27 protein-coding genes are annotated in these 23,612 nt (G+C 70.7%); 11 read left to right on the forward strand and 16 right to left on the reverse strand.

The features are described from left to right. The first annotated feature begins 206 nt into the window (after nt 1–206). Nucleotides 207–1,205, forward strand: coding sequence for a nitroreductase family protein (locus CCN37_RS24280; RefSeq protein WP_086825014.1), 999 nt, complete (start codon nt 207–209; stop codon nt 1,203–1,205). A gap of 14 nt (nt 1,206–1,219) precedes the next feature. Next, nucleotides 1,220–1,585: an HPP family protein gene (locus CCN37_RS24285; RefSeq protein WP_143261781.1), complete on the forward strand. Its 366-nt coding sequence runs from the start codon at nt 1,220–1,222 to the stop codon at nt 1,583–1,585. On the opposite strand, the gene CCN37_RS24290 is transcribed toward CCN37_RS24285, so the two are convergent. Together CCN37_RS24290 and CCN37_RS24295 are read right to left on the reverse strand one after the other, a co-directional pair. Next, a complete protein-coding gene (locus CCN37_RS24290) occupies nt 1,536–1,988 on the reverse strand; it encodes a pyridoxamine 5'-phosphate oxidase family protein (RefSeq protein ID WP_086825018.1) in 453 nt (150 codons plus the stop codon). The two genes, CCN37_RS24285 and CCN37_RS24290, sit on opposite strands and share 50 nt — an antisense overlap. 69 nt (nt 1,989–2,057) lie before the next feature. Continuing rightward, nucleotides 2,058–2,630, reverse strand: coding sequence for a DoxX family membrane protein (locus CCN37_RS24295; protein ID WP_086825020.1), 573 nt, complete (start codon nt 2,628–2,630; stop codon nt 2,058–2,060). Nucleotides 2,631–2,834: 204 nt separating this feature from the next. Here CCN37_RS24295 and CCN37_RS24300 point away from each other — a divergent pair, with 204 nt between their 5' ends. Beyond that, on the forward strand, nt 2,835–3,536 hold the full coding sequence (locus CCN37_RS24300; protein ID WP_086825022.1) for a universal stress protein: 702 nt from the start codon (nt 2,835–2,837) through the stop codon (nt 3,534–3,536). Between the two features lie 170 nt (nt 3,537–3,706). Here CCN37_RS24300 and CCN37_RS24305 read toward each other — a convergent pair whose 3' ends face one another. Both CCN37_RS24305 and CCN37_RS24310 read right to left on the reverse strand, forming a co-directional pair. Further along, nucleotides 3,707–4,075 (reverse strand): SPW repeat protein, encoded by a 369-nt coding sequence (locus CCN37_RS24305; protein ID WP_143261782.1) that lies wholly within the window; start codon nt 4,073–4,075, stop codon nt 3,707–3,709. Between the two features lie 112 nt (nt 4,076–4,187). Then, a complete protein-coding gene (locus tag CCN37_RS24310; RefSeq protein ID WP_168200832.1) occupies nt 4,188–4,562 on the reverse strand; it encodes an Hsp20/alpha crystallin family protein in 375 nt (124 codons plus the stop codon). Between the two features lie 242 nt (nt 4,563–4,804). Here CCN37_RS24310 and CCN37_RS40105 point away from each other — a divergent pair, with 242 nt between their 5' ends. Together CCN37_RS40105 and CCN37_RS24315 are read left to right on the forward strand one after the other, a co-directional pair. Next, a complete protein-coding gene (locus tag CCN37_RS40105; RefSeq protein WP_168200833.1) occupies nt 4,805–4,975 on the forward strand; it encodes a hypothetical protein in 171 nt (56 codons plus the stop codon). 49 nt (nt 4,976–5,024) lie between these two features. Next, the gene (locus CCN37_RS24315) at nt 5,025–5,501 is read left to right on the forward strand and encodes a CoA-binding protein (RefSeq protein ID WP_086825028.1); all 477 of its coding nucleotides are present in this window, start codon (nt 5,025–5,027) and stop codon (nt 5,499–5,501) included. Nucleotides 5,502–5,700: 199 nt separating this feature from the next. Here CCN37_RS24315 and CCN37_RS24320 read toward each other — a convergent pair whose 3' ends face one another. The 5 genes from CCN37_RS24320 to CCN37_RS24340 form a co-directional block, all read right to left on the reverse strand. After that, nucleotides 5,701–7,317 carry a GAF domain-containing protein gene (locus tag CCN37_RS24320; protein WP_086825029.1) on the reverse strand — a complete coding sequence of 539 codons (1,617 nt, stop codon included), beginning with the start codon at nt 7,315–7,317 and terminating at the stop codon, nt 5,701–5,703. A 437-nt stretch (nt 7,318–7,754) separates the two neighbouring features. Then, complete coding sequence (locus CCN37_RS24325; RefSeq protein ID WP_086825031.1) at nt 7,755–8,408, reverse strand: hypothetical protein; 654 nt, start codon at nt 8,406–8,408, stop codon at nt 7,755–7,757. 38 nt (nt 8,409–8,446) lie between these two features. Next, nucleotides 8,447–9,730 carry a DUF4389 domain-containing protein gene (locus tag CCN37_RS24330; protein WP_086825083.1) on the reverse strand — a complete coding sequence of 428 codons (1,284 nt, stop codon included), beginning with the start codon at nt 9,728–9,730 and terminating at the stop codon, nt 8,447–8,449. Between the two features lie 183 nt (nt 9,731–9,913). After that, nucleotides 9,914–10,498: a LysE family translocator gene (locus CCN37_RS24335; RefSeq protein WP_086825032.1), complete on the reverse strand. Its 585-nt coding sequence runs from the start codon at nt 10,496–10,498 to the stop codon at nt 9,914–9,916. Then, nucleotides 10,495–11,994, reverse strand: a complete 1,500-nt coding sequence (locus CCN37_RS24340; RefSeq protein ID WP_086825034.1) for a DUF885 family protein — start codon at nt 11,992–11,994, stop codon at nt 10,495–10,497. Before CCN37_RS24340 ends, CCN37_RS24335 begins: the two co-directional genes overlap by 4 nt. Nucleotides 11,995–12,048: 54 nt before the next feature. Here CCN37_RS24340 and CCN37_RS24345 point away from each other — a divergent pair, with 54 nt between their 5' ends. Beyond that, nucleotides 12,049–13,467: a PLP-dependent aminotransferase family protein gene (locus CCN37_RS24345; RefSeq protein WP_371504887.1), complete on the forward strand. Its 1,419-nt coding sequence runs from the start codon at nt 12,049–12,051 to the stop codon at nt 13,465–13,467. A 402-nt stretch (nt 13,468–13,869) separates the two neighbouring features. Continuing rightward, complete coding sequence (locus CCN37_RS24350; protein ID WP_168200834.1) at nt 13,870–14,559, forward strand: HPF/RaiA family ribosome-associated protein; 690 nt, start codon at nt 13,870–13,872, stop codon at nt 14,557–14,559. 787 nt (nt 14,560–15,346) lie between these two features. Here the strand turns inward: CCN37_RS24350 and CCN37_RS24355 are convergent. Then, nucleotides 15,347–15,913 carry a hypothetical protein gene (locus tag CCN37_RS24355; protein WP_086825039.1) on the reverse strand — a complete coding sequence of 189 codons (567 nt, stop codon included), beginning with the start codon at nt 15,911–15,913 and terminating at the stop codon, nt 15,347–15,349. Between the two features lie 137 nt (nt 15,914–16,050). Between CCN37_RS24355 and CCN37_RS24360 the strand changes: the two genes are divergently transcribed. The 3 genes from CCN37_RS24360 (at nt 16,051) to CCN37_RS24370 (ending at nt 17,420) form a co-directional block, all read left to right on the forward strand. Next, entirely contained in the window at nt 16,051–16,728 is a 678-nt protein-coding gene (locus CCN37_RS24360; RefSeq protein ID WP_086825041.1) for a DUF2267 domain-containing protein, read from the forward strand. Continuing rightward, on the forward strand, nt 16,725–16,955 hold the full coding sequence (locus CCN37_RS24365; RefSeq protein ID WP_246843268.1) for an SHOCT domain-containing protein: 231 nt from the start codon (nt 16,725–16,727) through the stop codon (nt 16,953–16,955). The genes CCN37_RS24360 and CCN37_RS24365 overlap by 4 nt, the downstream gene beginning before the upstream one ends. 186 nt (nt 16,956–17,141) lie before the next feature. Next, nucleotides 17,142–17,420, forward strand: coding sequence for a carboxylesterase family protein (locus CCN37_RS24370; protein WP_086825043.1), 279 nt, complete (start codon nt 17,142–17,144; stop codon nt 17,418–17,420). Nucleotides 17,421–17,775: 355 nt separating this feature from the next. On the opposite strand, the gene CCN37_RS24375 is transcribed toward CCN37_RS24370, so the two are convergent. Genes CCN37_RS24375 through CCN37_RS24385 form a run of 3 tightly spaced genes read right to left on the reverse strand, consistent with a single transcriptional unit; the run spans nt 17,776 to nt 20,382 of the window. After that, complete coding sequence (locus CCN37_RS24375; protein WP_086825046.1) at nt 17,776–18,522, reverse strand: hypothetical protein; 747 nt, start codon at nt 18,520–18,522, stop codon at nt 17,776–17,778. 13 nt (nt 18,523–18,535) lie between these two features. Beyond that, the gene (locus CCN37_RS24380) at nt 18,536–18,742 is read right to left on the reverse strand and encodes a hypothetical protein (protein WP_086825048.1); all 207 of its coding nucleotides are present in this window, start codon (nt 18,740–18,742) and stop codon (nt 18,536–18,538) included. Next, the gene (locus tag CCN37_RS24385) at nt 18,739–20,382 is read right to left on the reverse strand and encodes a SulP family inorganic anion transporter (protein WP_086825050.1); all 1,644 of its coding nucleotides are present in this window, start codon (nt 20,380–20,382) and stop codon (nt 18,739–18,741) included. Before CCN37_RS24385 ends, CCN37_RS24380 begins: the two co-directional genes overlap by 4 nt. A 154-nt stretch (nt 20,383–20,536) precedes the next feature. On the opposite strand from CCN37_RS24385, the gene CCN37_RS24390 reads away from it, so the two are divergent. Further along, nucleotides 20,537–20,935: a helix-turn-helix transcriptional regulator gene (locus CCN37_RS24390; RefSeq protein WP_086825052.1), complete on the forward strand. Its 399-nt coding sequence runs from the start codon at nt 20,537–20,539 to the stop codon at nt 20,933–20,935. Between the two features lie 40 nt (nt 20,936–20,975). Here the strand turns inward: CCN37_RS24390 and CCN37_RS24395 are convergent, their stop codons facing one another. The 3 genes from CCN37_RS24395 to CCN37_RS41070 all read right to left on the reverse strand — a co-directional run bounded on the left by CCN37_RS24395 (nt 20,976) and on the right by CCN37_RS41070 (nt 23,598). Beyond that, a complete protein-coding gene (locus CCN37_RS24395) occupies nt 20,976–21,566 on the reverse strand; it encodes a DUF3558 family protein (protein WP_168200835.1) in 591 nt (196 codons plus the stop codon). Nucleotides 21,567–21,967: 401 nt separating this feature from the next. Continuing rightward, nucleotides 21,968–23,110: a glycosyltransferase gene (locus CCN37_RS24400; RefSeq protein ID WP_246843269.1), complete on the reverse strand. Its 1,143-nt coding sequence runs from the start codon at nt 23,108–23,110 to the stop codon at nt 21,968–21,970. Continuing rightward, entirely contained in the window at nt 23,107–23,598 is a 492-nt protein-coding gene (locus tag CCN37_RS41070; RefSeq protein WP_210408181.1) for a hypothetical protein, read from the reverse strand. Before CCN37_RS41070 ends, CCN37_RS24400 begins: the two co-directional genes overlap by 4 nt. Nucleotides 23,599–23,612 lie beyond the last annotated feature (14 nt).

The following is a 23,612-nucleotide window of genomic DNA, read 5'->3' on the forward strand; positions in this document are numbered from 1 at the left end:
TCGGTGGTGGGTTGTCTGCGGGCGGCATGGCTGACTCCTCGTGACGGCGGGGCTCAGCCTGGCACGTCCCGCGATGATCGCCAAGTCCTGCCCCTGATGGAGTAATTCCCTGGTAGCAGAGGACTTTCGGCCATGGTTTGCACGGATGGAGCACGCGCATCGTTGAGGCGGAAACGTTCGCGACCCAGTTGAGTAGGTGCACGACGATGGACGAGGCGACCACGGCGTTCGGCCTGACCACGACGGAGATCGACGGGGCGCTCCGACTGGCCTCGCTCGCCCCGTCGGTGCACAACAGCCAACCCTGGCGGTTCGCGGTGCTGCCCGACCGGATCGAGCTGCACGCCGACCCGGAGCGCAGACTGCCCGCGACCGATCCCGAGGACCGAGAACTCCGGCTGGCGTGCGGGGCCGCGCTGTTCAACCTCCGCATCGCACTGGAGGAATCGGGAATCCGGCCGTTGACGACGCTCGTTCCCAACGGGAGCGGGAGCTCGCCGCTGGCCGTGGTGCGCTACGGAGGCCGCTCGCGGCCCTCGGCGCAGCGAACGCGCCTGCTGCGCGCGGCGCGTGGCCGCCGCACCAACCGGCGGCCCTTCATCGATGTGGCCGTCCCCTCCGGGCATCGGGCGGAGCTGGTGCGCGCGACCGAGGCCGAGCGCGCCTGGCTGCACGTCCTCTCCACCGGGCAGGAACGCGCCGCGCTGCGCGAGCTCGTCAACCGGGCCCACCGCGCGCAACTGGCCGACCCCGCGTTCCTGGCCGAGTTCACCGCGTGGACCGGGCACGCCGGTGGCAGGCAGGACGGGGTACCACCCGGCTCCGCCGGACCGCGCCCGGAGCCCCAGGACGAGTGGGTGCTGCGCGACTTCGCCGCCGGTCAGGGACGCGAGCGCGTCGTCGGCAAGGACTTCGAGTCGCAGCCGCTGCTAGCGGTGCTGTGCTCCTTCCACGAAGGCGATCTCGCCCAGGTTCAGGCGGGGCAGGCGCTGCAACGGCTGCTGCTCACCGCGACGACGCTCGGGCTGGCCGCGTCGTTCCTGTCCCAGCCCATCGAGGTCCCCTCGGTCCTGGCGGAGCTGCGCCACGCGCTCGGCATCACCCTGACCCCGCAAGCGGTGCTGCGCCTGGGATTCGGCTCCGCCGTGCCCGCCACGCCGCGCCGCCCGGTCGCCGATCTGCTCCTGCCCCAGCCGGCCCCGTGAGCGAGGAGAACGCCGTGCCCGTCGACACGCTGATGTCCAGCCCCGCCATCACCGTCCGCCCGGAGACCCCGGTGCTGGCCGCCGCCGCGCTGATGACGGCGCACGGCTACACCCTCCTGCCCGTGACCGACCACAGTGGACAGTTGCTCGGGGTTGTCGACGAGCTGGCCCTGCTCAAGGGGTGCGGAGCGGGAGCCGTCGGCGCGGTCATGACCTCACCCGCGCGCGGAATCGACGTCGGCGCCGGGAGCGAGGAGCTCGCCGAAGTCCTGCTCGGTGACGGCATCCGCGCCGTCCCGGTCACCGACGGCAGCACCGTCGTCGGTGTCATCACGCGCCGGGACCTGCTCCGCTCCCTTGTCCGTTCGGCGCTCGGCTGACGGTGGTCGTCGTGCCCGGGATCCTGCGACCGTGCAGGATCCCGGGCACGATCACGAAGAAGACCGGGTGCTCCCCCGGTGCCCATGCGCGCAGCCCCAGTGCCAGCAGGGCGTCCCGTTCCGCGGGCTCGCGCACCACCCTGGCGTAGCCGACCGCGGTCACGCTCCAGCCCGTCCGAAGCGTCGCGTCGACGTCGTCAACCTCGAAGGCCACGACGGCGTTGCGCACCGCCGCCGCGAGCTTTCCCCCGTGCCCGGTCCGAAAGACGACGCTGCCGTCGTGCAGCACGAAGTTGACCGGTACCACCGCGGGCAACGCCTGATCGGTGTAGGCGATCCGGCCCAGCTGGGCGGTTCCGAGCAGGCGCAGGCACTCCTCGGTGCCCAGGACTTCCAGTTCCACGTTCTTCTCCCTGAGCGCGGTGGATGCCGGTGCCGAAGACCGGCACCGGCACCCACCGCGCTTTCTGCTTCAGGCCAACCACCCGTGCCGCCGCACGACCTGGCGCGACTCCCAGGTACGACCGAGCCCCCACGTGTTGCCCGCGTGGGTCGCCGCCAGCGCGATCAGCACCAGCGCGTAGATCACGTGGTAGTCGATGAGCGGGTTGGTCGAGCCGCTCGGCGCGCCCGAGGCGCTCACCTGGGCGAGCGGCCACTCCGCCACCCACATCAGCAGCATCATCACCGTCCCGGCGACCGCGGCGAGCCGCAGCCCGGCCCCGAACAGCACCGCCACCCCGATCCCGGCCAGTCCGAGCATGAACAGCCAGTCGACCCACCACGCCCCGGCGATGGCGCGCAAAGGCTCCCGGAACGGACCGACGTCCACGCGCCCGAGGAACCCCGCTGTCGGCGAGCCTCCGCCCAGCCATGCCTTGGCAGCGGGCGTGGCGTAGCCCAAGCCGAAGAGCTTGTCGAAGAAAGCCCACAGGAACAGCAACCCCGTCGCGACGCGCAACAGGGCCATCGACTTCTCCGCGGGGCCGCTGCTGTGGAACGGAACTCGGTTCCGCTTGGTGCCCGGGTCGTTCTGGATGGACATGTCCCACCTCCTGTCGTCCCCAGCAGTCTCACCGGTCACAGGAGGCGGCACGCGGGCCATAAGTCCTCGCTGCCAAGGGATTCCGGGCATCGATCACTTTGATCCACAGTAGACACCTCCTGGCGCGGCGGAAGGGCCTTTCGCCTCTGGCGCCAACGCTCGCCCGCGCGTTGCCTGGAAAGGCGACGACCACCGGAGGCTCCGATGTCCGCCACCACCGCAGTACGGTCACCCGGCTCGCGCACCAAGCCCCGCAAGCGCGCCACCCGCCTCACCGTGGGCACCGACGGCTCCTACTGGGGCGACGTGGCACTGACCTGGGCACGACGCCACGCCACCGCGACGGACGGCGACCTGCGCATTGTGAACCGGCCCGAGCCCAACCCCCTGCCCGCCCTGCTCGCGGCGAGCGCCGGATCGCGGATGCTCGTCCTCGGCTGCCGCGGCGAACGGCACCGCGCCTTCGGTCTGGGAGCTCTCGTGCTGCCCACCGCGGGCTCCGCCCGCTGCGACACCCTCGTCGTGCGAGGACTCTGGTCGGCGATCGCCGCGCGGCACGGCCGGATCACCGCCATGGTCAGCGGTGGCGACCACGACACCGCGGTGCTGCGCTCGGCCGCCGGGCTCGCCACCGCCTACGGCGCCGAGCTCCACGTGCACGCGCGCCCGCACGGCGGCGCGCTCGACCACGCGAGGAGGTGGCTGGCCGAGAACGCACCCGCCGCACGCACATCGCTGCACCCGGACGAGCAGAGCCCGCACGACGCGATCCTGCGCGCGAGCGACTCCGACGTCCTGGTCCTGGGGCGCGGCGCGACCTCCCACTGCGGCACCGTCGCCCGCTTCGCCCTCCACCACGCGCCGTGCCCGGTGCTCGTCGCGGGATCTTCCGCTCCTGCCAGCTGAGGCCGAGCGTTCGCCGTGCCGACTCGTCGAGGGTGCCCGCAAGAACCGGAGCGGCGAGGCCCCAGCACCAGCGAGCCGGTCGTGGCCACGAGAAGAGCGACCGCGAAGGCCGCGGACGGATGTGGCGCCGGCGGGGGACTCCGCCGGCGCCACGTCGTCGGGATCGGTGCTCACGCCATGTGGTGCCGCCGGTGCACTTCACGGCTCGCCGGCAATGCGGTCAGCGTGGAGACGACCACCACGACACCGATGACCCACGACGTCCACGTGGCGGTGTTGTTCCCCACGTAGGAGAACAACCACGGAGCGACAAGCATGGCGACACCCGCCGCCGCCATCACCCACTCGTCGATGTAGGCGCCCGGCATCGCCAAAGCGCCGAGCGCCAGCCCACCGATCACCACGCCGATGATCACCATGGCCCAGCTCCCGGCCGTACCGACCTTCAGCCACAACGGAAACGACGCGATCACCGCGCCGGCCATCAGACTCACCCAGTCCTGAACACGGGTCCAGGACCTGGCTCGCGTGTCAGACATGACCACTCACCTCCACTGGTAAGCCTTGTGCGCCAACGGTGGTAGTGACAGGGACCAAGGTCCGCAGGCGGCTGGGCCCTGCGGCACTGGCCGCGGGAACGCAACCGGTCGCCTACATCCTCTTGACCGGGATCCGGTGCTCTTCGTCGATGTCTCTCCTGGGCATCCTCACTTCGAGGATTCCGCCCTCGTAGCGCGCTTCGACGGCGGAGGGGTTGACGCTCGGTGGCAGGCTGACGGTGCGCTTCACCGCCCCGTAGTGGAATTCGCTGTAGGTCTTCTCCTGCTTCTCGTCGGTCCGTTCAGCCTCGATGCTCAGGTCTCCGCCCTTGACGGTGACCTTGATGTCGTCCGGGTTCACGCCCGGCAGCTCAGCGCGCAGAACGTAGTCGTCGTCGGTGACGCGGTCCTCCAGACGAAGCTGTTGGCGAGCGGTGAACAGGGTGAACGGGAATCCGTTCTTGAGCCGGTGGAGTACCTCCGGCACCCGGGATCCGTGTGGAACCGGTGTCGTCATCTGTTGCCCCTCTGCGGCAGTAGTGCTCTGAGACCTCAACAGAACGCCCAGAGCGCCCGAGCGGCACAGAGGTGCTCGACCCCGATCTCCGGGACCAAAGGCCCTGAGCGGTCGCCGACCGGGACCAAGGACACCGGTGGTCGGGGTCGTCCCGCAGGCGCGGTGAGCGCGGCCGGCTGCTGGACTGAACCGGAGACGAGGAAGTGAGTGCCATGAGTCAGGAGCGGGAAGCCTTCAGGACAGCGGAAGAAGCCCGAGCGGACGTGACGCGGCCCGGGAGATCAGCCGGAACCGCCGACGTCGTGCGACGCCTGGTGGACGCGGCCGTCTACCGCGAAACCCACCGCGACGAGCCGCAACCCGACACCGCACGGCCCCGGTGACCGCGTGCTCCGCACGCCAGCGGCTGCCTGGGATCGGAGGAGGACAGCCATGCCCAGTGTGCAAGAAGCAGCAGCGCGATTCCTGGCCCACAAGAGGATCGCGGTGACCGGGGTCTCGCGGAACCCGCGCGATCACGGCGGCAACATCGTCTACGTCAGGTTGCGGGCTCGCGGGTACGAGGTGTTCGCGGTCAACCCCAACGCCGAGGAGGTCGAGGGCGATCCGTGCTTCGGGGACCTGAAGTCGATCCCCGGTGGTGTCGACGCCGTGGTCGTCGCCACCCGTCCGGACGTCGCCGAGGCCACCATGCGGGAGTGCGTCGAGCTGGGCATCGAGCAGGTGTGGATGCACCGCGCGTTCGGTCCCGGCAGCGTGTCCGCCGCGGCGGCGGCGTACGGCCGCGAACACGGGGTCGCGGTGATCGCCGGGGGCTGCCCGCTGATGTTCGAGCCCACCTCCGACCTCGGGCACAGGATCATGCGCTTCGTGCTCACCCGGACCGGCGCGGTCCCCGGCCAGGTGTGACGGGCGAGGTGCGCCCACAGGGGGCTCCTCGGCGGTGCGGACCTGGAGCGGGATTGCGGCCACGAGGGCGGTGAACGCGAGTGGTGGCAACGTCTCCGGCGGTGAGCGTCGGCCCGGCAGCGGTGGTGACCATCGCTGTGAACACTCGGGTGCGGACGTGCGCGAAGAGGCCGTCGCGGACCAGACCAGGACGGCTGGGTCAGGACAACGGGACGCGCCAGGTGAGCCGTGTCCCGCCACCCGGTCTCGGTGCGCACACGGCGGTTCCACCGCAGAGCAGCGCCCGCTGCTCGATGTTGGCCAGTCCGCTGCGCACCACCCCTTCGGGAATTCCCGCGCCGTCGTCGACGACCTCGATCACGAAATCGGCGGCGGCCTCAGCGGTCACCACGATCGTGCTGGCCCCGGCGTGCCGGACCGCGTTGCTGACCCCCTCCCGGAGCGCCGCCTCGGCGTGCTCGGCGATCTCCGGCGGCACCAGCGTGTCGACCGCGCCCGCCATCCGCACCGAGGGCGCGGGCCCGCCGGCCGCGGACGCCTCCGCTGCCACGCTGAGCAGGCGATGGCGCAGGCTGTCGGAGTTCTCTTCTCCCGCGCTGTGCAGGTCGAAGATCGAAGTTCGGATGTCGCGCACGGTCTCATCCAGCTGGTGCACCACCTTCTGGACCCTCGCCCGCACGTCCGGTTGGGCGATCAGGTGCAACGTGCCTTGCAAGCTCATGCCCGAGGAATCGAGCTGCTGGATGACGTGGTCGTGCATGTCGTGCGCGATGCGGTCCCGGTCGGCCAGCACGTCCAGCAACCGCCGCGTCCGCTGGGTCTCGGCGGCCTCCAGGGCGAGCGCGGCCTGGTCGGCGAAGGAGGCCAGCACCGGCACCTGCTCCGGCTCGAACTGCGGCACGCCCCTGTCCCGCACGGCCAGCAGCACACCGCTGATCCCGGCAGCGGTCCGCAGCGGCACCGCGAGCGCCGGCCCGAGCAGGTCGGCGTGCTCGCCGGGGTCGGCCTCGACGGTGGCGCCCAACTCCGGGATGAGGCTGGTGCCACCGGAGCGGAAGACCTCGGCGATCGGCGCGGCGGTGGCGGCGACCATCGACCCCAGCAGCCGGTCCGCACGTTTCCCCGCGGTGGTCCTCACCGTCAGGCTTCCCCCGTCGTCGACGAGCAGCATCAGCACGCTGTCGGCGTGGGAGAGCTCAGTGGCGCGTTGGGCGACCAGGCGCAGCGCGTCGTCGGTGGAGGTACCACCCAGTAGCTCAGCGCGGATCTCCGAGGAGGCTTCCAACCAGCGCTGACGCATCTGGCTCTGCTCGAACAACCGGGCGTTCTCGATCGCCGCACCCGCCGCCGCGGCCAGTGCCTCCAGCACCACGGCGTCATCGGCGGCGAACGCCGCGGCACCCTGTTTCTCGGTCATGTACAGGTTGCCGAAGACCTCCTCGCGCACCCGCACCGGAGCTGTGAGGAAGCCGCCCGTCGGCGAGTGGTTCGCCGGGCAACCGACCCAAGCCGGGTGATCACCCAGGTTCGGCAGCCCCGCGCAGACGAACTCCGACAGGCCCTCGCGCTTGCCCAGCACGCCCAGCGCGCCGTACTTCGCGTCGACGAGGTCAACAGCGGCCTGCACGATCCGCTGCAACGTCGAGTCCAGCTCCAGCCCTGTCCCCACCGCGAGCACCGCGTCGATCAACCCCTGGACGCGGTCGCGCGTCTTGACGATCTCGGCGAGGCGGTCCTGCACCTCTCTGAGCAGCTCATCCAGCCGCAGACCGCTCAGCCCCGCGCTCGGCGACAGCGGGATCTCCGTGACGGACATGGCGCCAACTCCTCTGAGAATCCCTGTCGGTGGCGCCAGCCTGACAGCTCCGCTGCGGGCTCGCCGAGCGCGCCACGAGTGGCGTAGTCCCACGTCGTCGGGGCAAGAAGACCCAGAGCGTCACGCGGTACGCGGAGACGGGGGTGAATCGCAGCCGCTGTTCACCCTCCACATCGCCTTGGCGGAACCTGGATCGCGTCCTTGACCGAACCACGTCCCCACCGTGCGAAAGCCTGCGGTGCGCGATCCCAGCCAGCTGCACCGTGCGCCGTACCGTTGGCAACTGCTCCGCGACCGGCGGCATATCGCATGGGCGGACAGTCCCTGTGCACCAAGGATTTCAGGCACGGACCACGTGCTCTCGCAGAGAACGGTCCTCGATCGGCGATCGCGGGCGAGGTCCATGAACCTGGCTCCGAGGCGCGGCGCCGGTGTGCTCAGGTCGGTGGTGGCGCGGAGGCCATGCGCTCGGCCCGTTCCTTGGTGCCGAGCAGCATTTTCCTGCTCATCACGAAACTGACGAGTTCGACCGGCTCAACCAGCAGCGGCGCCCACCGGCTCAGGTACGCACAGCGCTCCCGCACCACCAGCCGCGTTGTTCCGTTCGCGCCCTCGCGCAGCACGAAGGCCCAGGTGAAGTCATAGGGTGCGCTGTCGAGACCCGGCAGGGCACCGCCGCGCAGGACCAGCGCCCTACCCACGTCGAGGTCCGCCACGGTCAGCGCGAATTCGGGGGCGAGGTTGACCTTCGCGCCCACTTCGACGTGTTGCCACTCCTGGACGATCCGCTTGGCACTGTGGATGTCACAGCCGAGCAGGTTCTCCGCGAAGTCGTAGCTGTGGAAACCGCCGCGGCCCTGGCCGAGTTGAGCGATCCACGGCCAGACCTCGGCCGTGGTCGTCTCGATCGTGACCGCCCGGGTCGCGCTCAGGTCCGCGTGAGCCGTCAGTTCGTCGCCGGGCAGTGCCGAGCTCACCTCGTCGTCGGCAGCGCCCCATCGCAGGCATCTGCCTCGCAGGAGGTTGACGGCGGCGACGGCCACACCGGCCAGGACCACCGATCGAACCAGATGTGTTCCGCGGTGGCTCATGGCCGCTTCCCCTTGTCTGCCGGGCGAACTTCCGCGAGTCACGACGACACCGACCCGGACAGGGGGTCAACCCGCTTCCTGGTGCCGACCACCAGGAGCAGCGATCCACCGAGACTGGTGGCAAAGCCGAAGCCGAGCAGCCCCACGCCGATCCAGGACAGGTCAGGGACCTTGGCCGCCACCGCGAGGTCGACATCGACGGTCCGGCCCGGGTCCTCGTTGAGCACCACCAGGTTCCACCGCCCGTCCTGGACCGCCCACAACAACTCCCGCTGTCCCTGCCCGGAGGTGGACACCGACCAGAAGCCCTGCCCAGCCGGCGATTGCCGGGGCTGCCCGAGGTACCGGGCGACCTCAGCCTCCGGCCCGATCCCCACGAAAACCGGGGAGGGGCTCTCCACGCGCACTCGCACCTCTCCCAGCAGCCAGCCGGGAACCCCGTGGAACTCGACGCTGCCCAGCACCAGCTCGCCGGTTTCACTGACGACGTGGCGCGGTGGCGCGGTGAGGTAACCACTCGCGTCGCGCTGGCTGTGCTCGGTCCACAGCGCCGCGCCACCGACCGCCGCCAGACCGAGACCGGCGAGCAGCACCACGGCACCGACCACGACCGCGCCGGTCCTGGGCCCTGATCCCGAAGAAGCCGGAACGTCCGATGTGGACGGAGCGGGTTCGTCGTCCTCGGGCCCACCGTCGAGCCGGAACGGCGGATAGCGGTCGGTCATCAAGGTCGAGTAGACGAACACCCTGGCCACCCAGCGGTCCATGCCGAGGACGAAGTCCAGGACTCCGCGCGGGAATCCGCCGGTGAACAGCAGCGCGATCGCGCCGATCAACACGAGCACGGTGATCAGCCCGGTGTCGCCGATGGAGGCGGTCCCGTCGAAGCTCGCTCCGGTACCGCCGACGAACAGGGCCACCACCAGGTAGTGCGGCAGGGCGAGCAGCCACCACTTGACCAGCACCAGGCCGCGGGAGAGCTGCTCGGGGTAGGCCACGTCCAGGGTCGCGGGGTAGTCGGGTACCTCGGCGAGGGTGAACGGCGGGTACCGGTCGGTGCCCAGTGCCGAGTAGGCGTAGAAGGCCACCCGCCAGGTCCACCGCAGCACGCCGAGGTTGAACTCGAAGATGCCGCGCGGATATCGCCCGGTGATCAGGACGGCGAAGAACACCACCACCGTCAGCAGCCAGAACGCCGTCCACAGCACCAGCAGGACCACCAGGTGCGGGATGGCCAGCAGCCACTTGACCAGCCAGAGCCACCTGCTCAGCTCGGGGTCGGGGCGTCCGGAGATTCGAACCGGACTCGTGCGCGGTCGCATCACGGCACCGAACTCCTTCGCCTCTTCCCCCCGTTGACCACCACTCTTCGCGCCCGGACGCCGGTCGACCAGACTCCAACGACACCGCGCGGCGGGACCTATGGCCCTGCGCCCGCCCCAGCCATCCGCGGCGAGGGCGCGCACTGGTCGGCCGAGGGCTGGAGCCGGTGTCCTCCGCCGGACTCACATGACGGCGGCGAAACCGGCTAGTCCTATGTAGACGGTCGCAACGCCGAAGCGGTGCCAGCGCCTGCGGCCCAACCACGGCGCGACACGCGCACCCAGCAAGGCGTAGCCCACGTCCATCGCCAGCGCGAGGACGAAGAACACCACGCCGTAGACGATCATGTCGCCTGCGTGCCCACCCGGCGGGAGGAACTGCGGCAGGAAGGCCAGGAAGAACAGCGTCACCTTGGGGTTGAGCACGTTCACCAGGACTCCGTCCAGGAAGATCCGCTGCGCCGACGGCACGCGGGCCCGCGCGCCGCCGCCCGTGCGCAGCGCGGCCACCGCCAGGTAGAGCAAGTACACCACGCCCGCGTACTTGATCGCGGTGAACAACGGTGGCGACGTGCTGATCACGCTCGCCAATCCGGCGATGGCCACCGCGAGGTGGACCAGCGTGCCCGTCTCCACGCCCAGTGCCGAGAGCAAGCCCGCGCGTCGTCCCTGTTCGGCGCTGCGCGTGATGATGTAGAGGAGGTTCGGTCCGGGCAGCGCGACCAGTGCGAGGGTGGCTCCGGAGAAGGCCAGCAACGACTCGATCATGCCAGCACGTCCTGGAGCAGGCCGAGCGGCGGAGAACCGAGAGCGAGCATCGCCCTGTGCAGGCGCTGCACGGAGAAGTCCTTTCCCCACAACGACTTCGCGCGCTCGCGCACGTCGAGGATCGCGAGCTTGCCCCACGTGTAGCCGATCGTGGTGGGGTCCATCGCCACGCGCTGCGCCGCCACGTGCGCGGCGTGCCCGGCGAGGAAGACGTCGGACTCGTAGCGGGCGACCGCGTCGGCCGTGGTCATCGTCCCGGTGTTGAGCCCGATGGCGCAGGCCATCCGTGTCACCCGCAGCAACCCGTCACGGGCCACCGCGACGGCGAACGCCGGGTCGCTGTCACGGAATCCTTGCTCCAGCGCCAGTTCCTCGACGTAGTGCGCCCAGCCTTCGCTGAAGGTCTCCGAACGCAGCGTCCTGCGGACCTCCCCCTGCGCCCTGCGCATCGCCCTGCCGTGCGAGTAGTGGCCGGGGGCCACCTCGTGCAGTGCGATGTTGGCCAGCCCCGGTCGGCTGAACATCGCCATCCAGTCCTCGCGCTGCCGTTCGCTCCAGGACGCACGGGGCGGCGCGATGCGGAACCAACTCGGTCCGTCGGGCTCGAACGGCGCGTTCGCGATCATCATCGCCACCGCGAACGGCTGCGCTTCCGGTGTCGGACCCACCAGGCACAACCCGTCGTGGTGAGGTACGAGATCGTGCTCGGCGGTCCACTCGATCACCTCGCCGACGAGGGCGCGCACCTCGTCGACGAGTTCGTGCGGCTCCGGACGGTCCAGCGCCAACACCCGCATGGTGTCGGCGACCGGGGCCTTCGCGTCGATGCGGTGGCAGGACTCGGTCAACAGCTCCCGCAGCCGCCCGCGCTCGCTGTCGGCACGCTCTTCCAGCTGCCCGAGGTCCACGTCGACGCCCTCGGCGCTGGCCAGCAGTCGCGTCAGTCCCGTGGCGCCCATGCCGAAATCCTGTTTTCCGCTGCCTGCCGCGTCGTGCAGGTGCGAGAGCAGCCGGGACAGCGCGCCGCGGGCCCGTTCGTCCTGTGGCCCCAAGGAGTTCGCCAAGCCCTCCGCCACCGGGATCGCCGCCGCCGCGACCGGGGCGGCCACGTCGTCGAGTGCCTGGATCGCGGCACTGACGGCATCGGGCCACGCCCGGACGTGCTCCTCTCGCGCCGCGAGGCGTTGCTCGATCGGGGCGTAGGAGCGCGCATAATCGGTCAGGTCGAGGTTCCGGACGTGCACCATGGGGTCCCGGCGATGCAGTTCCAGCTCGCCGAAGCGCACGCGCGCCGCCTCCTCGGCGATCCGCAGCCGGGCCTCGTCGTGCGGATCCGCGCATGGTGGACCGACGCCGAGCGCATCGAGCGCACCGGCGACTCCGGCGAGGGAGAGGTCCTGCACGCGTCCGTCGTACTCGTGCCTGCCGGCCACCTCACGAGCGGAGGCCGTGTCCAGATCGCAGAGGGCGCGCAGTCGGCTGCTACCAAGAGTCATGCCGCTCAGCCTCGCCACCGGCAGGCGGCCCCGCACGAGCCAATGGAGCCAGAAGTGGACCGACTTGACCCGACCTCGGCGCTGCTGGAGGCGCTGGGCGACTGGGCGCGGCCCGCCGGGCCGCTCTACCGTCGGCTCGCCACCGCGCTGAGCCACGCGATCACCACGGGAGAACTCGCCTGCGGGCAACGGCTTCCCGCTGAGCGCTCGCTCGCGGCGGCGCTCGCCGTCAGCCGGGCCACGGTCGTCGCCGCCTACGACGAGCTGCGCGCGATCGGCATGGTGACCAGCCGCCGCGGCAGCGGCACCACCGTCAGCGCGCTCCCGCCGACAGCTGCTTCCGGTCGCGCTCCGGACGGTCACGCAAAGGCGTTGTTCCGGCGGCTGGTCGACGGCGCGGGACCGATGATCTCCTTGGCCACCGCCGCCGAGCCCGCCGCCGAGGAGGTGGCACACGCCCTGGAGGAGGTCGCGCGGCACGACCTGCCCGAGCTGATGGCGCAGGCCGGGTACCACCCGCGCGGACTGCCGGCGCTGCGCGAGGCCGTCGCCGCCCGGTACGCGGAGTTGGGCCTGCCGACCGAAGCCGACCAGGTTCTGATCACCACCGGCGCGGCCCAGGCGATCGGCCTCATCGCCCGCATGTACGTGCCACGCGGCGCGCACGTGGTGGTGGAATCCCCCGGCTGGCCGGGTTGCTTCGACATCTTCCGCGCCGAGGGCGCCCGCCTGCTCGGCGTGGCACTGGACGATGAGGGCATCCGCATCGACGAGTTGGCTCGCGTGCTGCGCGAGCACCGCCCGGCGCTGATCTGCCTCATGCCGACCTTTCACAACCCCACCGGCACACTCATGTCCGCCAGCCGTCGCAGGCGCGTTGCCGAACTCGCCGCACAGCACTCAGTTCCCGTGGTGGAGGACAACGCCTACCCCTGGACCGCGCAGCGGCCGGCACCGCTTGCGGCCCACGCCGGAGCTGACGCGACCGTGCTCACCGTGGAATCCCTGACGAAAACCGTGTGGGGCGGCCTGCGCATCGGCTGGTTGCGCGCTCCCGAACACGCCGCAGACCGCCTCGCCCGGTACAAAGCACTCGCCGACCTCGGCAATCCCCTGCTGGACCAAGCACTGGCCGCGCGCCTGCTGCCACGCCTGACCGAGATCGAGGCCCGGCACACCGCCTCCGCCCGCTCCCGGCTCGACCAGCTCGGCGCACTGCTCACGGACCGGCTGCCGGAGTGGTCCTGGCACGCACCGGACGGCGGGACAGCCCTGTGGATCGACATCGGCGCGGACACGCGGACCTTCGCCCAGGTCGCGCTCAGGCACGGGGTCGAGGTCGTACCCGGAGCGTTGCTGGACCCGTCCGGAGGCCACGAACACTGGCTGCGACTGCCGTTCACCTTCCCCCCGTCGGTGTTGACCGAACTCGTCGAACGGCTTCGCCGGGCGTGGCAGGAACTCAGCCGATGACGTCGTGACGCGGCCACTGCTCACCGGCCTTCGGTTTCCTCCCCGCCTCGGCGCCGGCAACCCGCGGCGGAGCGCTTCCTTGCCGGTGGCGACGAGTTCGGCCCGATGCCTTGGCCCCCAACGAGATCGACAGAGGGAGTCGGTCGTCCCCGCAACCGGACCGCTTCTCTTCCAGCGCCGTCGGTCGAGCGGCCGCCGGGGCTCCCGTCGCTCTCACGCAGCACTGTCCCGCTCACGTGGCTCTCCGGTTCTCCCCGACCTCCGCCTTCGAGCCTCGTGGGCGCGGACGTTCGCGCTCAGAGCAGCGAGACCCCGATCGGCGGGACCAACGGCCCTGGCCGGCCCACAGGGGGCACCGGTGGACTGGAGAGTAACGACCACAGTGGACAGAAAGAGGAACCGATGAGAACCGTTGCCCACAGCGCGCTTCCCGAGGCGGAACTGAGCACGGCGGGCGCGGTACCGCTCGGCACCGACGAGTACACCCGCAAACGGCTCGCCGGGCTGACGCGTGTCGCCCCAGCTCCCGTCGACCGCGTCCGAGTGCGGCTGAGCCGTGCGACGGAGTCGGGTGACCGTTCAGCGGTCGTCAAGGCAGCGCTGCACATCAGCGGACGCGTCGTCCGGGCGCACGTCGCGGCGCCGACCTTCCGCGAGGCGGTCGACCGAATGCGCGACGTCCTGCACCACCGGCTGTCGGTACTCGGCTCGCTCCGTTCGGAACCGCCGCACCAACGGGCTGAGCACCGTCCCGCGCGAGTCCGCCGCGACCCCGCCGACCGAGATTTGGTGCGCCGCAAAACCTACGCGGCGGAGCCGATGAGCGTCCTCGACGCACGGGTCGACATGGACCTGCTCGATCACGACTTCTACCTGTTCGTCGACCAGGAGACCGGCCGGGATGCCGTGGTCGCGCACGACGACACGGTGCTGGACGCAGACGCAGCACCGGTGCTGACCGTTGCCCAAGCGGTCGAGCGACTCGACCTCAGCGACGAGCCGTTCGTGTTCTTCGTCGACCCGGACACCGGTCGGGGCACGTTGGTCTACCTCCGCTACGACGGGCACTACGGCCTCATCGGTCCGCGATGACCGCACGCGGGAACGCCCTCGGGTTCACTGGACCCGAGGGCGTTTCGGCGGTTGCTCGACGAGCCGAGGTGGCGTTCTCCGCACGAGGAACGGGAACGCGCGCCGGATGTGGGCCCACCACCGCGATCGGGCGGCTGGCGTGCCGAACGACGTCGACGACCATCGAAGCATCCCGCGAACGCCGCACCAGCTCCTTCTCGGGTTCATCCCGGCCGGTCCAGCGGCGTGAGCCACCAATGCGCGACATGGAGCCGCCGCCCTGCACGCGAGGCTTCCCGCAGCGCGAACTCCGGCCCCGCCCAGGAGAGCTCAGTGCCGGCTCGCCCTGCACTCGCAGATCGAGAACGCCTCCGTCCCGTGGTCGATGCGCGAGGCCCTCAGCCACTGCGTCTGCTGGCAGATGTGCACCAGACAACGGGCGGCCCCGTCGCACGGCTTCCCGCGCCGCCCAGGCCACCACCGGACTGCGATCAGCCAAAGGCGAACCCGACCACGATCGGCCCGTTCACCTCACGTGCTCCGTCCACTCATCGGCATCGAGCTCCAGCTCGTCCTGCACGTCCACCACGCCCGGCATGGCCTTGGTCAGCTCCACCGCCTATTCCGCGTCCTCGCCGCCGGGCACCGCGACACCGACTCCTGCATCGACGAGCGGACGTGCACCGCACCTCGCCAGTGCCCCGTTCCTCAGACAACCGCCGAGCGCGTTGAGGCGAGCGGTCGGATGGGGTGCACGGGAGTGGTTTACGTGGGTCTGCCGTGGTGGCGGGCTCCTTGCAGGACATGCCTAGCCGCGGTGGATCCAGTCGCGCTCCACGCGCTCCCAGTCCGCCCCCCACGCCGTCACGCGGCCGCGGTCGAGGACCAAGCGCACCGCTCCGTACACGACGCCACTCGCCCCACCTGCGACGACGAGCACACCGAGGGTGACGAGCGCCGACATCCACGTCAGAGCCGCCCCCTCCAGGGGTGGCGGGATCGGCGTCCCCGCGGCGTCGAGCCACACCGGGACGGTCGTGCCCGCACGGGCTCCGGCAGGAGCGAAGACCTCGCCTTCGCGCGGTGTTCCGTCCGGCGCGGTCCACTGGCCGCGGACCTTCGCCCCTGTGGACACGACGAGCAGTTCCGAGGTGATGACTTCCGGCGGCGCGTCGTGCTCCAGCACCGCCGTGCTCCGGTGTGCCGCCGTCGAGGTGCCCAGCCGCTCGTGCGCCACCGACCCGGCGACCAACGCCAACGGAACCACGGCCAGAACGCACAGCACCAGCAGCACGACCACCGCGCTCTCGACGTGATCGGAGAACCGCCGCAGCGGATTCCGATCCAGCCCCAGTCTCCGCACCATGCGACCCATCACGCCTCCCTCGCCGACTTCTTTCGCTCCCAAGGTTTTCGTGGTCTCCGCCAACGACCAAGGGTCCTTGTGCCCTTGGTCGCTGGCAGCAGGTCACCGACGCTGGAACCACCAGCCGAGCACGACGAGGAGGCGGCATGAGCACCCATCGATCGGCCAGCTTCGCCCACGCGGAGAACACGGCGCACCACTGGCTCGCCACGATCTCCGACCACCTGGGTACCCACGATCCACACCTGACCTATCGCTGCACGCGGGCCTGGATGCACGCCGTCCGGGACCACTTGAGCGTGGACACCACGGCGAACCTCGCCGCACAACTGCCGGAGCTGCTGCGCGGGGTGTTCTACGAGGGCTGGGACCCGAGCCGGGTGCCCTCGAAGCAGGACGCGACCGGCTTCGTCACCGAGTTCGTCCTGTCAGCCCGGGTCTCCACGGCCCAAGCTGCCGACACCCTCGCCGCGGTCACCACCGCGCTGCGCTCGCTGCTCGCCCCTGGCACGCTCAACCGCGCCCTCGCCCAGCTGCCCAAGGGAATCCGGCTCCTGGTCGACTCCGCACCCGAGCCGCGACGCCAACCCCCGAAAGCACCCGGGCTCCAGGAGCGCGTCGAGCGGCTGGAGAACGACGTGCGGGCACTCGCCGAGGCGATCAGGCTGCTGGCTCGCGGAGTCGACGCCACGATCGTCCCGCTGGAGCCCGTCGGTGAGGACGGCATGGTGCAGTCCACCCGCCAGGCCCGGCAGGCACTGCTGGCCATTGGCAGGCCGGCGCCCGTCGCCGAGACGGTACCGGCCCAGGGCGGTGCACGGTGACGCCGTGGCACACCGGCCCCTGGGGCTGGTCCGGCATGGTCTTCATGATCGTCATGATGTTGCTGTTCTGGGGCGGACTGCTCACGGTCATTCTGACTGTGCTGCGCCACCCCCGGTTCACCCGGCACCGGCTCACCGAGGCGGAGCGCATCCTGGCTGAGCGGCTGGCCAGGGGCGAGATCGACGAGGACGAGTACAAGCGCCGAACGGCGACGCTGCGGCACTGACTCCCGCGCTCCCGTGTCCACACCACAGCCCCGCCAGGGACGACATCGGCCAGCCGGTGCACCATCTCGGACTCGGAGTCATCGCGGAACTCGCCGGTCACGGTCACCACCGCGCCGTCGACGTCGATGCCCCACCGGCGCTCAGGGCCCCAGTAGCCATCCGGCGGGTAGCGCACCTGCGCGGCAATGCTGTTCCCGTCCCTGTTCTGGGCGCGCATGATGTCGCGTCTGCTGACCATCCCCCAGCACCGCGCAACGACACCCGAACAGCGCGCGCTCTCCTCGGCGACGATGCGCTACTGGGCCAACTTCGCTCGCGGCGCCGACCCGAACGGTCCAGGTCTGCCGACGTGGGCGTCCTCCGGCCGTGGTGAACACGTCCAGGAACTCGCCCCCGCCCAGCACAAGCTCGGTTCTTGGAACGGCCCGAACTGGCCGTGCTGGGGCCGGGGGTTCCCGTGGTGACTACGAAGCAGTTCACACGCCGCGGTGGACTTGTGTCCGGCGCTCTGTTCGACGTGGTCCTTCTCGTACTGATCTACGTGTCCCCTGGGTGGCAGGCCGTGCCCGTGCTGACCAGCGCCGCGCGAGGGGTCGTCGTGCTCGTGGACATCGCGTTGGCACTAGCGCTCGTCGTGAACCTGTTCGGGATCGTCTTTCCCAGGCGCCGAATGATCCGAGCCGGGGACGCGCTCTCAACTGCTGCGGGACTGACCAGCTTGGTGCACCTGCTCCACGTCTTCCCGTTCAGCTTCGCCGACAGCACCGTTGACTGGACCGCCGTGACAGCAGAGCAACCCTCCGGTGACGGCAGGAACGGTCAGCAGGGGTGTCCAGTTCTCCGGCGCAGAACCCAGCTCGCCGCGGCGGCCACTCGTTCGGCCAACCTGACATCGGGTCCAGCGGGCAGGTACAGCTCCGGCGGGGTGGCCATGACGAGCGCGAGCGCGCAGGCGTGGTGGACCGGGACGTCCACTCTCGCCCCGGGCACCTCGCTGAGCGCCCGGAGCAGTCCGGGCAACGCAAGCAGCTCCTCGCGCCCGGTCGCGGAGGTGATCACAGCGGGTTCAGGGGGGACGTCGTCGGCGCGCGGATCGAGCAGATCGACGATCACGTGCGCGTTCACGGCGATTCGCCGCAGGGGGAAACCCATGGCGTCGTCGCGGTTCCACGCGGTGATGTCGGCGATCCCGGCGGCTGTCAGCACGGGACACAGGATCGGCAGCTGATCCGCTCCCGCGACGACGACCCGGCCGGTCTGCGGAGCGCGCCCCTGCTGGAGGAGGAGCGTGAGCACGTTGGCCGTGAGCGCGGCCGCGAGGGTGTCCTGCTCGGTGAGGACGGGAACCTCCACCAGATCACGCACCGCGCGCACGTGGTGCGGCCGTGCGTTGACCACGAGAACCACAGCGGCACCAGCGAGGGTGGCGTGCAGGTCGGCCCCGAACGGGATGACGTGGCACGACAGCTCTGCGATGTTCTCGATGACAGTCACCAGGCGCTGAGTGGCATCCGCGGTGCTCCCTTCGGGGACGACGAGAGCGACGGTCTTGCGGTGTGTGGTCATGGAACGTCCTCCCTCATCCGTCGAGAGTCGCGGCGTCGAGCACGGCGGGGTCCACCCAGCCGGTGACGTCGACATCGTTGCGGACGGCCAGATCGAGCAGGTCGCGGACACGTGCTCCGTGCAGGTGGACCTCGTAGTCGTGCCCGGCCGCTCGGGCAGCCGACAGCGCCGTCAGCCGCTCAGCGATCTGATCGCGCACTGTTGCGCTGAACTCGCTCATGTCCGTTGTTCTCCGGTGCTCAGGTGTGCGACGGCACAGGCGACGGCTTCGTCCGTACGGGGGTGGAGGTGTCCGCGTTCCCGGAGGCCGGCCAGCGCGTCCACGGCCTCCAGAGCGCGTTCGTGGTCAGGGCGGACGCCGGAGACGAGCACCAGTTTTCCTTTGCTCTCAAGGACTTCGATGGCATCGCGCAGAGCCAGCGCACCGGTGGCGTCCACCGCGCTGACACCGGACATTTTGAGGATCACCACGCGTGCGTCACAGGCGTCGCTGACCCGGTGCACAAGGCGGTGGGCCGCGGTGAACAGCAATGGCCCGTCGAACCGGTAGGCCACGACGTACTGGGCGAGGCCGACGGTGAGCTTCTCCACGCCGGAGCACCGGGCGACATCGCGCAGTGCGAGTCCGCCCGCGACCACGACGCCGATGATGACCGCGGCGACCAGGTCCAGGGCGAGCGTGGCGACGGCGGTGACCACGAGCACGAGAGCGTCTCCGCGACCGGCGCGCACCACCGCGCGCACGGATCTGACCGCGACCATGCGGATGGCCGTGGCCAGCAGGACGCCCGCGAGCGCGGCCAGCGGGATTCGCGCCACCAACGGCGCGGCGGCGACCGCGATGGCCGCCAGCACGAGGGCGTGAGCGAGCGCCGCCAACCGGGAACGGGCGCCGGATCGAACGTTGACCGCAGTGCGCGCGATGGCCGCGGTGGCGGGGACGCCCCCGAACATCGGCGTGATCAGATTCGCCAGTCCTTGGCCGAACAGCTCCCGGTCGGGATCGTGCTTCTGGTCGCCGGCCATCGCGTCGGCGACCGTTGCCGAGAGCAGGCTTTCCAAGGCGGCCAAGGCCGTCACGGCGACTGCGGCCGGCACGAGCGCGCCCAGCTCGTCCAGCCGCAGGAAGCCGAGGTCCGGAGCGGGCAGTCCTGCGGGCAGCGCGCCGATCCGCTCGACCGGCAGCGACCACACCTCCGCGGCGGCGGTGGCGGCGGCCACCGCGAGCAGCGAGAACGGGATGGCGGGCCGCCACCGCGCACCGAGAAGCATCACCACCGCCACTCCGGAAGCCAGCAACAGCGCGGTCCACACGGGCTGGGCCAGGAAGTCCGCGACCGCGCGGGCGGCGACCACCGGCACGTGTTCCGAGGGGGCGGGGGGCGTGCCGAGCGCGGCGGGCACCTGCTGCAGAGCGATCACTCCGGCGATGCCCAAGGTGAAGCCCTCGATGACCGGTGCGGGCACCAGGCGTGCGTACCGACCCGCGCCCACCCCTGCCAGGGCCAGCAGGAGCACTCCCGCGAGCAGCCCGACGGTGAGAACGCCGTCGACCCCGTGGGCGTGCGCGATCGGCACCAGGACCACGGTCATCGCGCCGGTGGGTCCGGACACCTGCAGGTTCGAGCCGCCGAACAGCGCCGCGACCGCGCCCGCGACGACCGCGGTCACCAACCCCGCTGCCGCGCCCAGACCCGAGGAGGCGCCGAACCCCAACGCCAACGGGAGCGCGATCACCGCGACGGTGACACCGGCCAGCAGGTCACGAGGCCGGGCCGGTGCCCAGTCGGCTCGCGTTGGCAGCAAACGGACGAGGCCGCGCGCCCACCCGCCCGCACCGGTGTGACCGGATTTCCCCACCAGAGCCTCCCTGACCGCCGACCGCCGACCGCCCGGCCATCATTCTGCTCAATTGCGAAAATCTGCAACTCTGCAACTCAATGAGGTCGGTCACATCGGGCCGCGTGCGACCTCCGCGCCCACGGCAGCGGGCTCGACAGGGGAAGATGGGGGCATGACAGGGTCGCGACTCCGGCGGACGGCTACCGCCGAGGACGGGGTGTCCACACCGACGCGCCAGCCGCTCTACCTGCTCAAGGCGGAGTTCTTCAAGACGTTGGGGCACCCGGTGCGCATCCGCGTGCTCGAACTGCTCAGCCAGCGCGAGCACTCCGTCGCCGAGATGCTGCCGCAGGTCGGTGTCGAGCCCGCGAACCTGTCACAGCAGTTGGCCGTGCTGCGGCGAACCGGCCTCGTCACCAACCGCAAGACCGGCTCGACGGTCCACTACGCCCTGACCAGCCCCGAGGTGGCGGAACTGCTCGCGGTCGCCCGGCGCATCCTCGGCGGAGTCCTTGAGGGGCAAGCCGAACTCCTCGCCGACCTCAACGCCACGGCCAAGGACGGGGAGTAGACCGCGACGACCGCGCCGAGTGGCCGCACTACCCACCGCTCTACCGCAGGACCGGCGGCAGCTCCGGTTCGATCGCTTCAGCGATGAGCCCGGCGTCGGGGCACATGTAGTCCTTCTCCAGGGTGTTGCCGACCGTGCCCAGCAGGTGGACGATCCACCGGCTGGTGGAACTCAGGTCGAGCGAGATGCGACAGGCCTTGCTCTCGCCGACCGGGGCCAGCATGTTCATCTTCCTGCCGTTGATGTCCATTTCCCTGAACACCTGCCCTTGCTTGGCCTGCACGGAGGAAACCCCGCCGTCGTAGGCGACGCCGAGGATGACCACGTAGGCCGGCCTGGTGTCCTGTTGCGATATCGACGGCCCGCTGAACTGGCAGGTGCTCAGCTGCGGGTCCTCCTTCTGCCCCTCTTTGGTCAACTTGAGCTTGCCCTGGACCCTGCTGGCCACCAGGCAGGGATCGATTCGCTCGCCCGGTGTTCCGGGCTGCGCCGAGGGTCGAGCCGAGGACGGCCGGGCGGAGGAGGTGCCGGGCGGAGTGGCTGAGACACTGCCCGGGACGGACGTCGCACTGCCCTGGACGAGACTCGTGCACGAGGCGAGCAGCAGGCAGGCGAGCAGGCTGATGGCCACGGGCCGCCGCCTGGCCGCCGGCGACACGGGAGCCGTTTCCGGTTGCACGAGCGAACCTCATCTTCCTCGAACCCAGTCCCGTGGCCACGGGAACGCACGCCGTCAGCACGTCATCGCCCGAGCGACCCTACAACGTTCGCGACCTGCGCCGGAGCGGACTGAAGAACTCCCGGGCGCATTCAAGCGTGGTTGAAAAATCCATGCAGCGCCGCGTCGGCCGACCTCTCCGCCACCGTCGTCGGCGCGCACGGACCCGAGGTGCTCTCCTGTCAGCTCACGTGACTTTCCAGGGACCGCACAGCGGTCATGACGCCGTTCTCCGCGCGGACCCGCTCGGCGAGGTCGGCGGCTCTGGCCGCCATCGCGGTACTGGACACCGCTTCACTGATGGCGGCGGCGAGTCACTCGGCGGTGAGCTTCTGCTGCCGCACGGGCGCGGGTGCGACTCCGACCTCGTGCACGCGCTGGGCCCAGTGGGGTTGGTCGGCGACGAACGGGCACACGACCTGAGGCCGCCCTGCGGCCAAGGCGGCGGCCGTGGTGCCACCTCCGCCGTGGTGCACGATCGCGGACGTGCGGGGGAAGAGCCGGTCGTGGGGTGCTTCGTCGATCACCAGGACCTCGTCGGAGGAGTCGGTCTCGCCGAGCCCGCCCCAGCCGGTCGCCAGGACTGCGCGAACACCCGCGCGGCGCACGGCCTCCACGACGATCGCACCGGTCCTGCCGGTGCGCGGCCCGACCATGCTGCCGAAGCCGATGTAGACCGGCGGCGGCCCGCTGTCGAGGAACGCGGCCAGCCGCGGCGAAGGGGACCACGTCCCTGCCGCTGGCAGGAACCAGAACCCTGTCGTGCGCACCTGCTCCGGCCACAGCGGGTCGACTTGGGCCAGGTGCGGGCTGAAAGCCTGCAGCACCAGGCGATGCGCTCCGTTGGCTTCGTGCAGCAGGTCCTGGACACCGCGTCGCGCCGGCAAGCCGAGTTCGTTGGCGCGCCAGGTGTTCGCCACTCCGGCTTGGGCGCGCAGCGCCGCCGACACCGCCAGGTACGTGGCGCGGTTGAACGCTCTCGGCAGCCGGGGCAGCGGGACCATCGGGCACGGGAACAGCGAACTCGGAACCCACCCTGGCTGCAACGTCGCGAGCACCGCGGGCACGCCGAGCATCTCCGCGACGGAGTGCGCGGGCAGCGTCGGCGAGTGCACGACGACGTCCACCTGCGCGCTGTCGCGGGCGACGGATGCCAGATCGCGCAACACATCGGCCATCAACGGCTTGATCCGCCGCGCGGTGCGCACAGCGCTGATCTTGCCCCGCAACCCTCGATACCCGTTGCCGACGGACTCCCGCACCACCGGATCGTCCATCAACCGGTTCGGTCCCTCGTCCAGTGCTGCGAACTCCACGCCGTTGCCCCGCGCCTGCGCGGCGAAGGAACCCGGGGCGGCCAGGAGAGCGTCGTGCCCGGTCGAGCGAAGCGCCACCGCGAGCGCCAGGAACGGCTGCACGTCACCGCGCGTGCCGTGGGTGACCAACAGCGCCCTCATCGGATCTCTCCTGCCTCGGCGACGGCGGTGAACGCGGACAGCCAACGGTCGTCGGTGACAAGCCCGCCGGTCAGCATCTGCAGCCCGGCCCGAGCCGTCCGCGAGGAGGTCTCGGTCTCGGTGACCTCGCCCCCGAGCAACCTGCCGACCTGATCGCTGAAACGGCGGCGGCTGAGCTTGTGCTCGGCCGGGAATCGCCAGTGCGGCGATGCGGTCGCCATGTCGTGCGTGGTCAGGAAAATCGTCCTCCTCTGCGCGCGCAACCCCCGGATGGTGTCCTTCACCCGGCGCGCGTTCACCGGGTCCATCCCGGAGATCGGCTCGTCCGGGAACAACAGCTCCGGCCAGTGCGACAACGCCCGCCCGAACACCAGGCGCAGCAGCTCGATCAGGATCTTCTGCGTGGTGGACTCGTCCATACCGGACACGGCGGGTTCGACTGTTCTGCGGTAGGTGGAACTCAGGATCTCGACATCGACGACCCTCATGGCCGGTTCCGATC

It is taken from the genome of Allokutzneria sp. NRRL B-24872 (genome assembly GCF_002155965.1).
In the GTDB taxonomy this organism is placed as follows: Bacteria; Actinomycetota; Actinomycetes; order Mycobacteriales; family Pseudonocardiaceae; genus Allokutzneria.

Bases quoted from the DNA above. Each gene is read 5' to 3' on its own strand.
- CCN37_RS24320 (WP_086825029.1), bottom strand. From the start codon at position 7,317: ATGTCCGTCACGGAGATCCCGCTGTCGCCGAGCGCGGGGCTGAGCGGT.
- CCN37_RS24335 (WP_086825032.1), bottom strand. From the start codon at position 10,498: ATGATCGAGTCGTTGCTGGCCTTCTCCGGAGCCACCCTCGCACTGGTC.
- CCN37_RS24305 (WP_143261782.1), bottom strand. From the start codon at position 4,075: ATGTCTGACACGCGAGCCAGGTCCTGGACCCGTGTTCAGGACTGGGTG.
- CCN37_RS24390 (WP_086825052.1), top strand. From the start codon at position 20,537: ATGACAGGGTCGCGACTCCGGCGGACGGCTACCGCCGAGGACGGGGTG.
- CCN37_RS24315 (WP_086825028.1), top strand. From the start codon at position 5,025: ATGCCCAGTGTGCAAGAAGCAGCAGCGCGATTCCTGGCCCACAAGAGG.
- CCN37_RS24360 (WP_086825041.1), top strand. From the start codon at position 16,051: ATGAGCACCCATCGATCGGCCAGCTTCGCCCACGCGGAGAACACGGCG.
- CCN37_RS24380 (WP_086825048.1), bottom strand. From the start codon at position 18,742: ATGAGCGAGTTCAGCGCAACAGTGCGCGATCAGATCGCTGAGCGGCTG.
- CCN37_RS40105 (WP_168200833.1), top strand. From the start codon at position 4,805: ATGAGTCAGGAGCGGGAAGCCTTCAGGACAGCGGAAGAAGCCCGAGCG.
- CCN37_RS24350 (WP_168200834.1), top strand. From the start codon at position 13,870: ATGAGAACCGTTGCCCACAGCGCGCTTCCCGAGGCGGAACTGAGCACG.
- CCN37_RS24300 (WP_086825022.1), top strand. From the start codon at position 2,835: ATGTCCGCCACCACCGCAGTACGGTCACCCGGCTCGCGCACCAAGCCC.
- CCN37_RS24370 (WP_086825043.1), top strand. From the start codon at position 17,142: ATGCTGTTCCCGTCCCTGTTCTGGGCGCGCATGATGTCGCGTCTGCTG.
- CCN37_RS24280 (WP_086825014.1), top strand. From the start codon at position 207: ATGGACGAGGCGACCACGGCGTTCGGCCTGACCACGACGGAGATCGAC.
- CCN37_RS24295 (WP_086825020.1), bottom strand. From the start codon at position 2,630: ATGTCCATCCAGAACGACCCGGGCACCAAGCGGAACCGAGTTCCGTTC.
- CCN37_RS24340 (WP_086825034.1), bottom strand. From the start codon at position 11,994: ATGACTCTTGGTAGCAGCCGACTGCGCGCCCTCTGCGATCTGGACACG.
- CCN37_RS24355 (WP_086825039.1), bottom strand. From the start codon at position 15,913: ATGGGTCGCATGGTGCGGAGACTGGGGCTGGATCGGAATCCGCTGCGG.
- CCN37_RS24400 (WP_246843269.1), bottom strand. From the start codon at position 23,110: ATGAGGGCGCTGTTGGTCACCCACGGCACGCGCGGTGACGTGCAGCCG.
- CCN37_RS24330 (WP_086825083.1), bottom strand. From the start codon at position 9,730: ATGCGACCGCGCACGAGTCCGGTTCGAATCTCCGGACGCCCCGACCCC.
- CCN37_RS24325 (WP_086825031.1), bottom strand. From the start codon at position 8,408: ATGAGCCACCGCGGAACACATCTGGTTCGATCGGTGGTCCTGGCCGGT.
- CCN37_RS41070 (WP_210408181.1), bottom strand. From the start codon at position 23,598: ATGAGGGTCGTCGATGTCGAGATCCTGAGTTCCACCTACCGCAGAACA.
- CCN37_RS24375 (WP_086825046.1), bottom strand. From the start codon at position 18,522: ATGACCACACACCGCAAGACCGTCGCTCTCGTCGTCCCCGAAGGGAGC.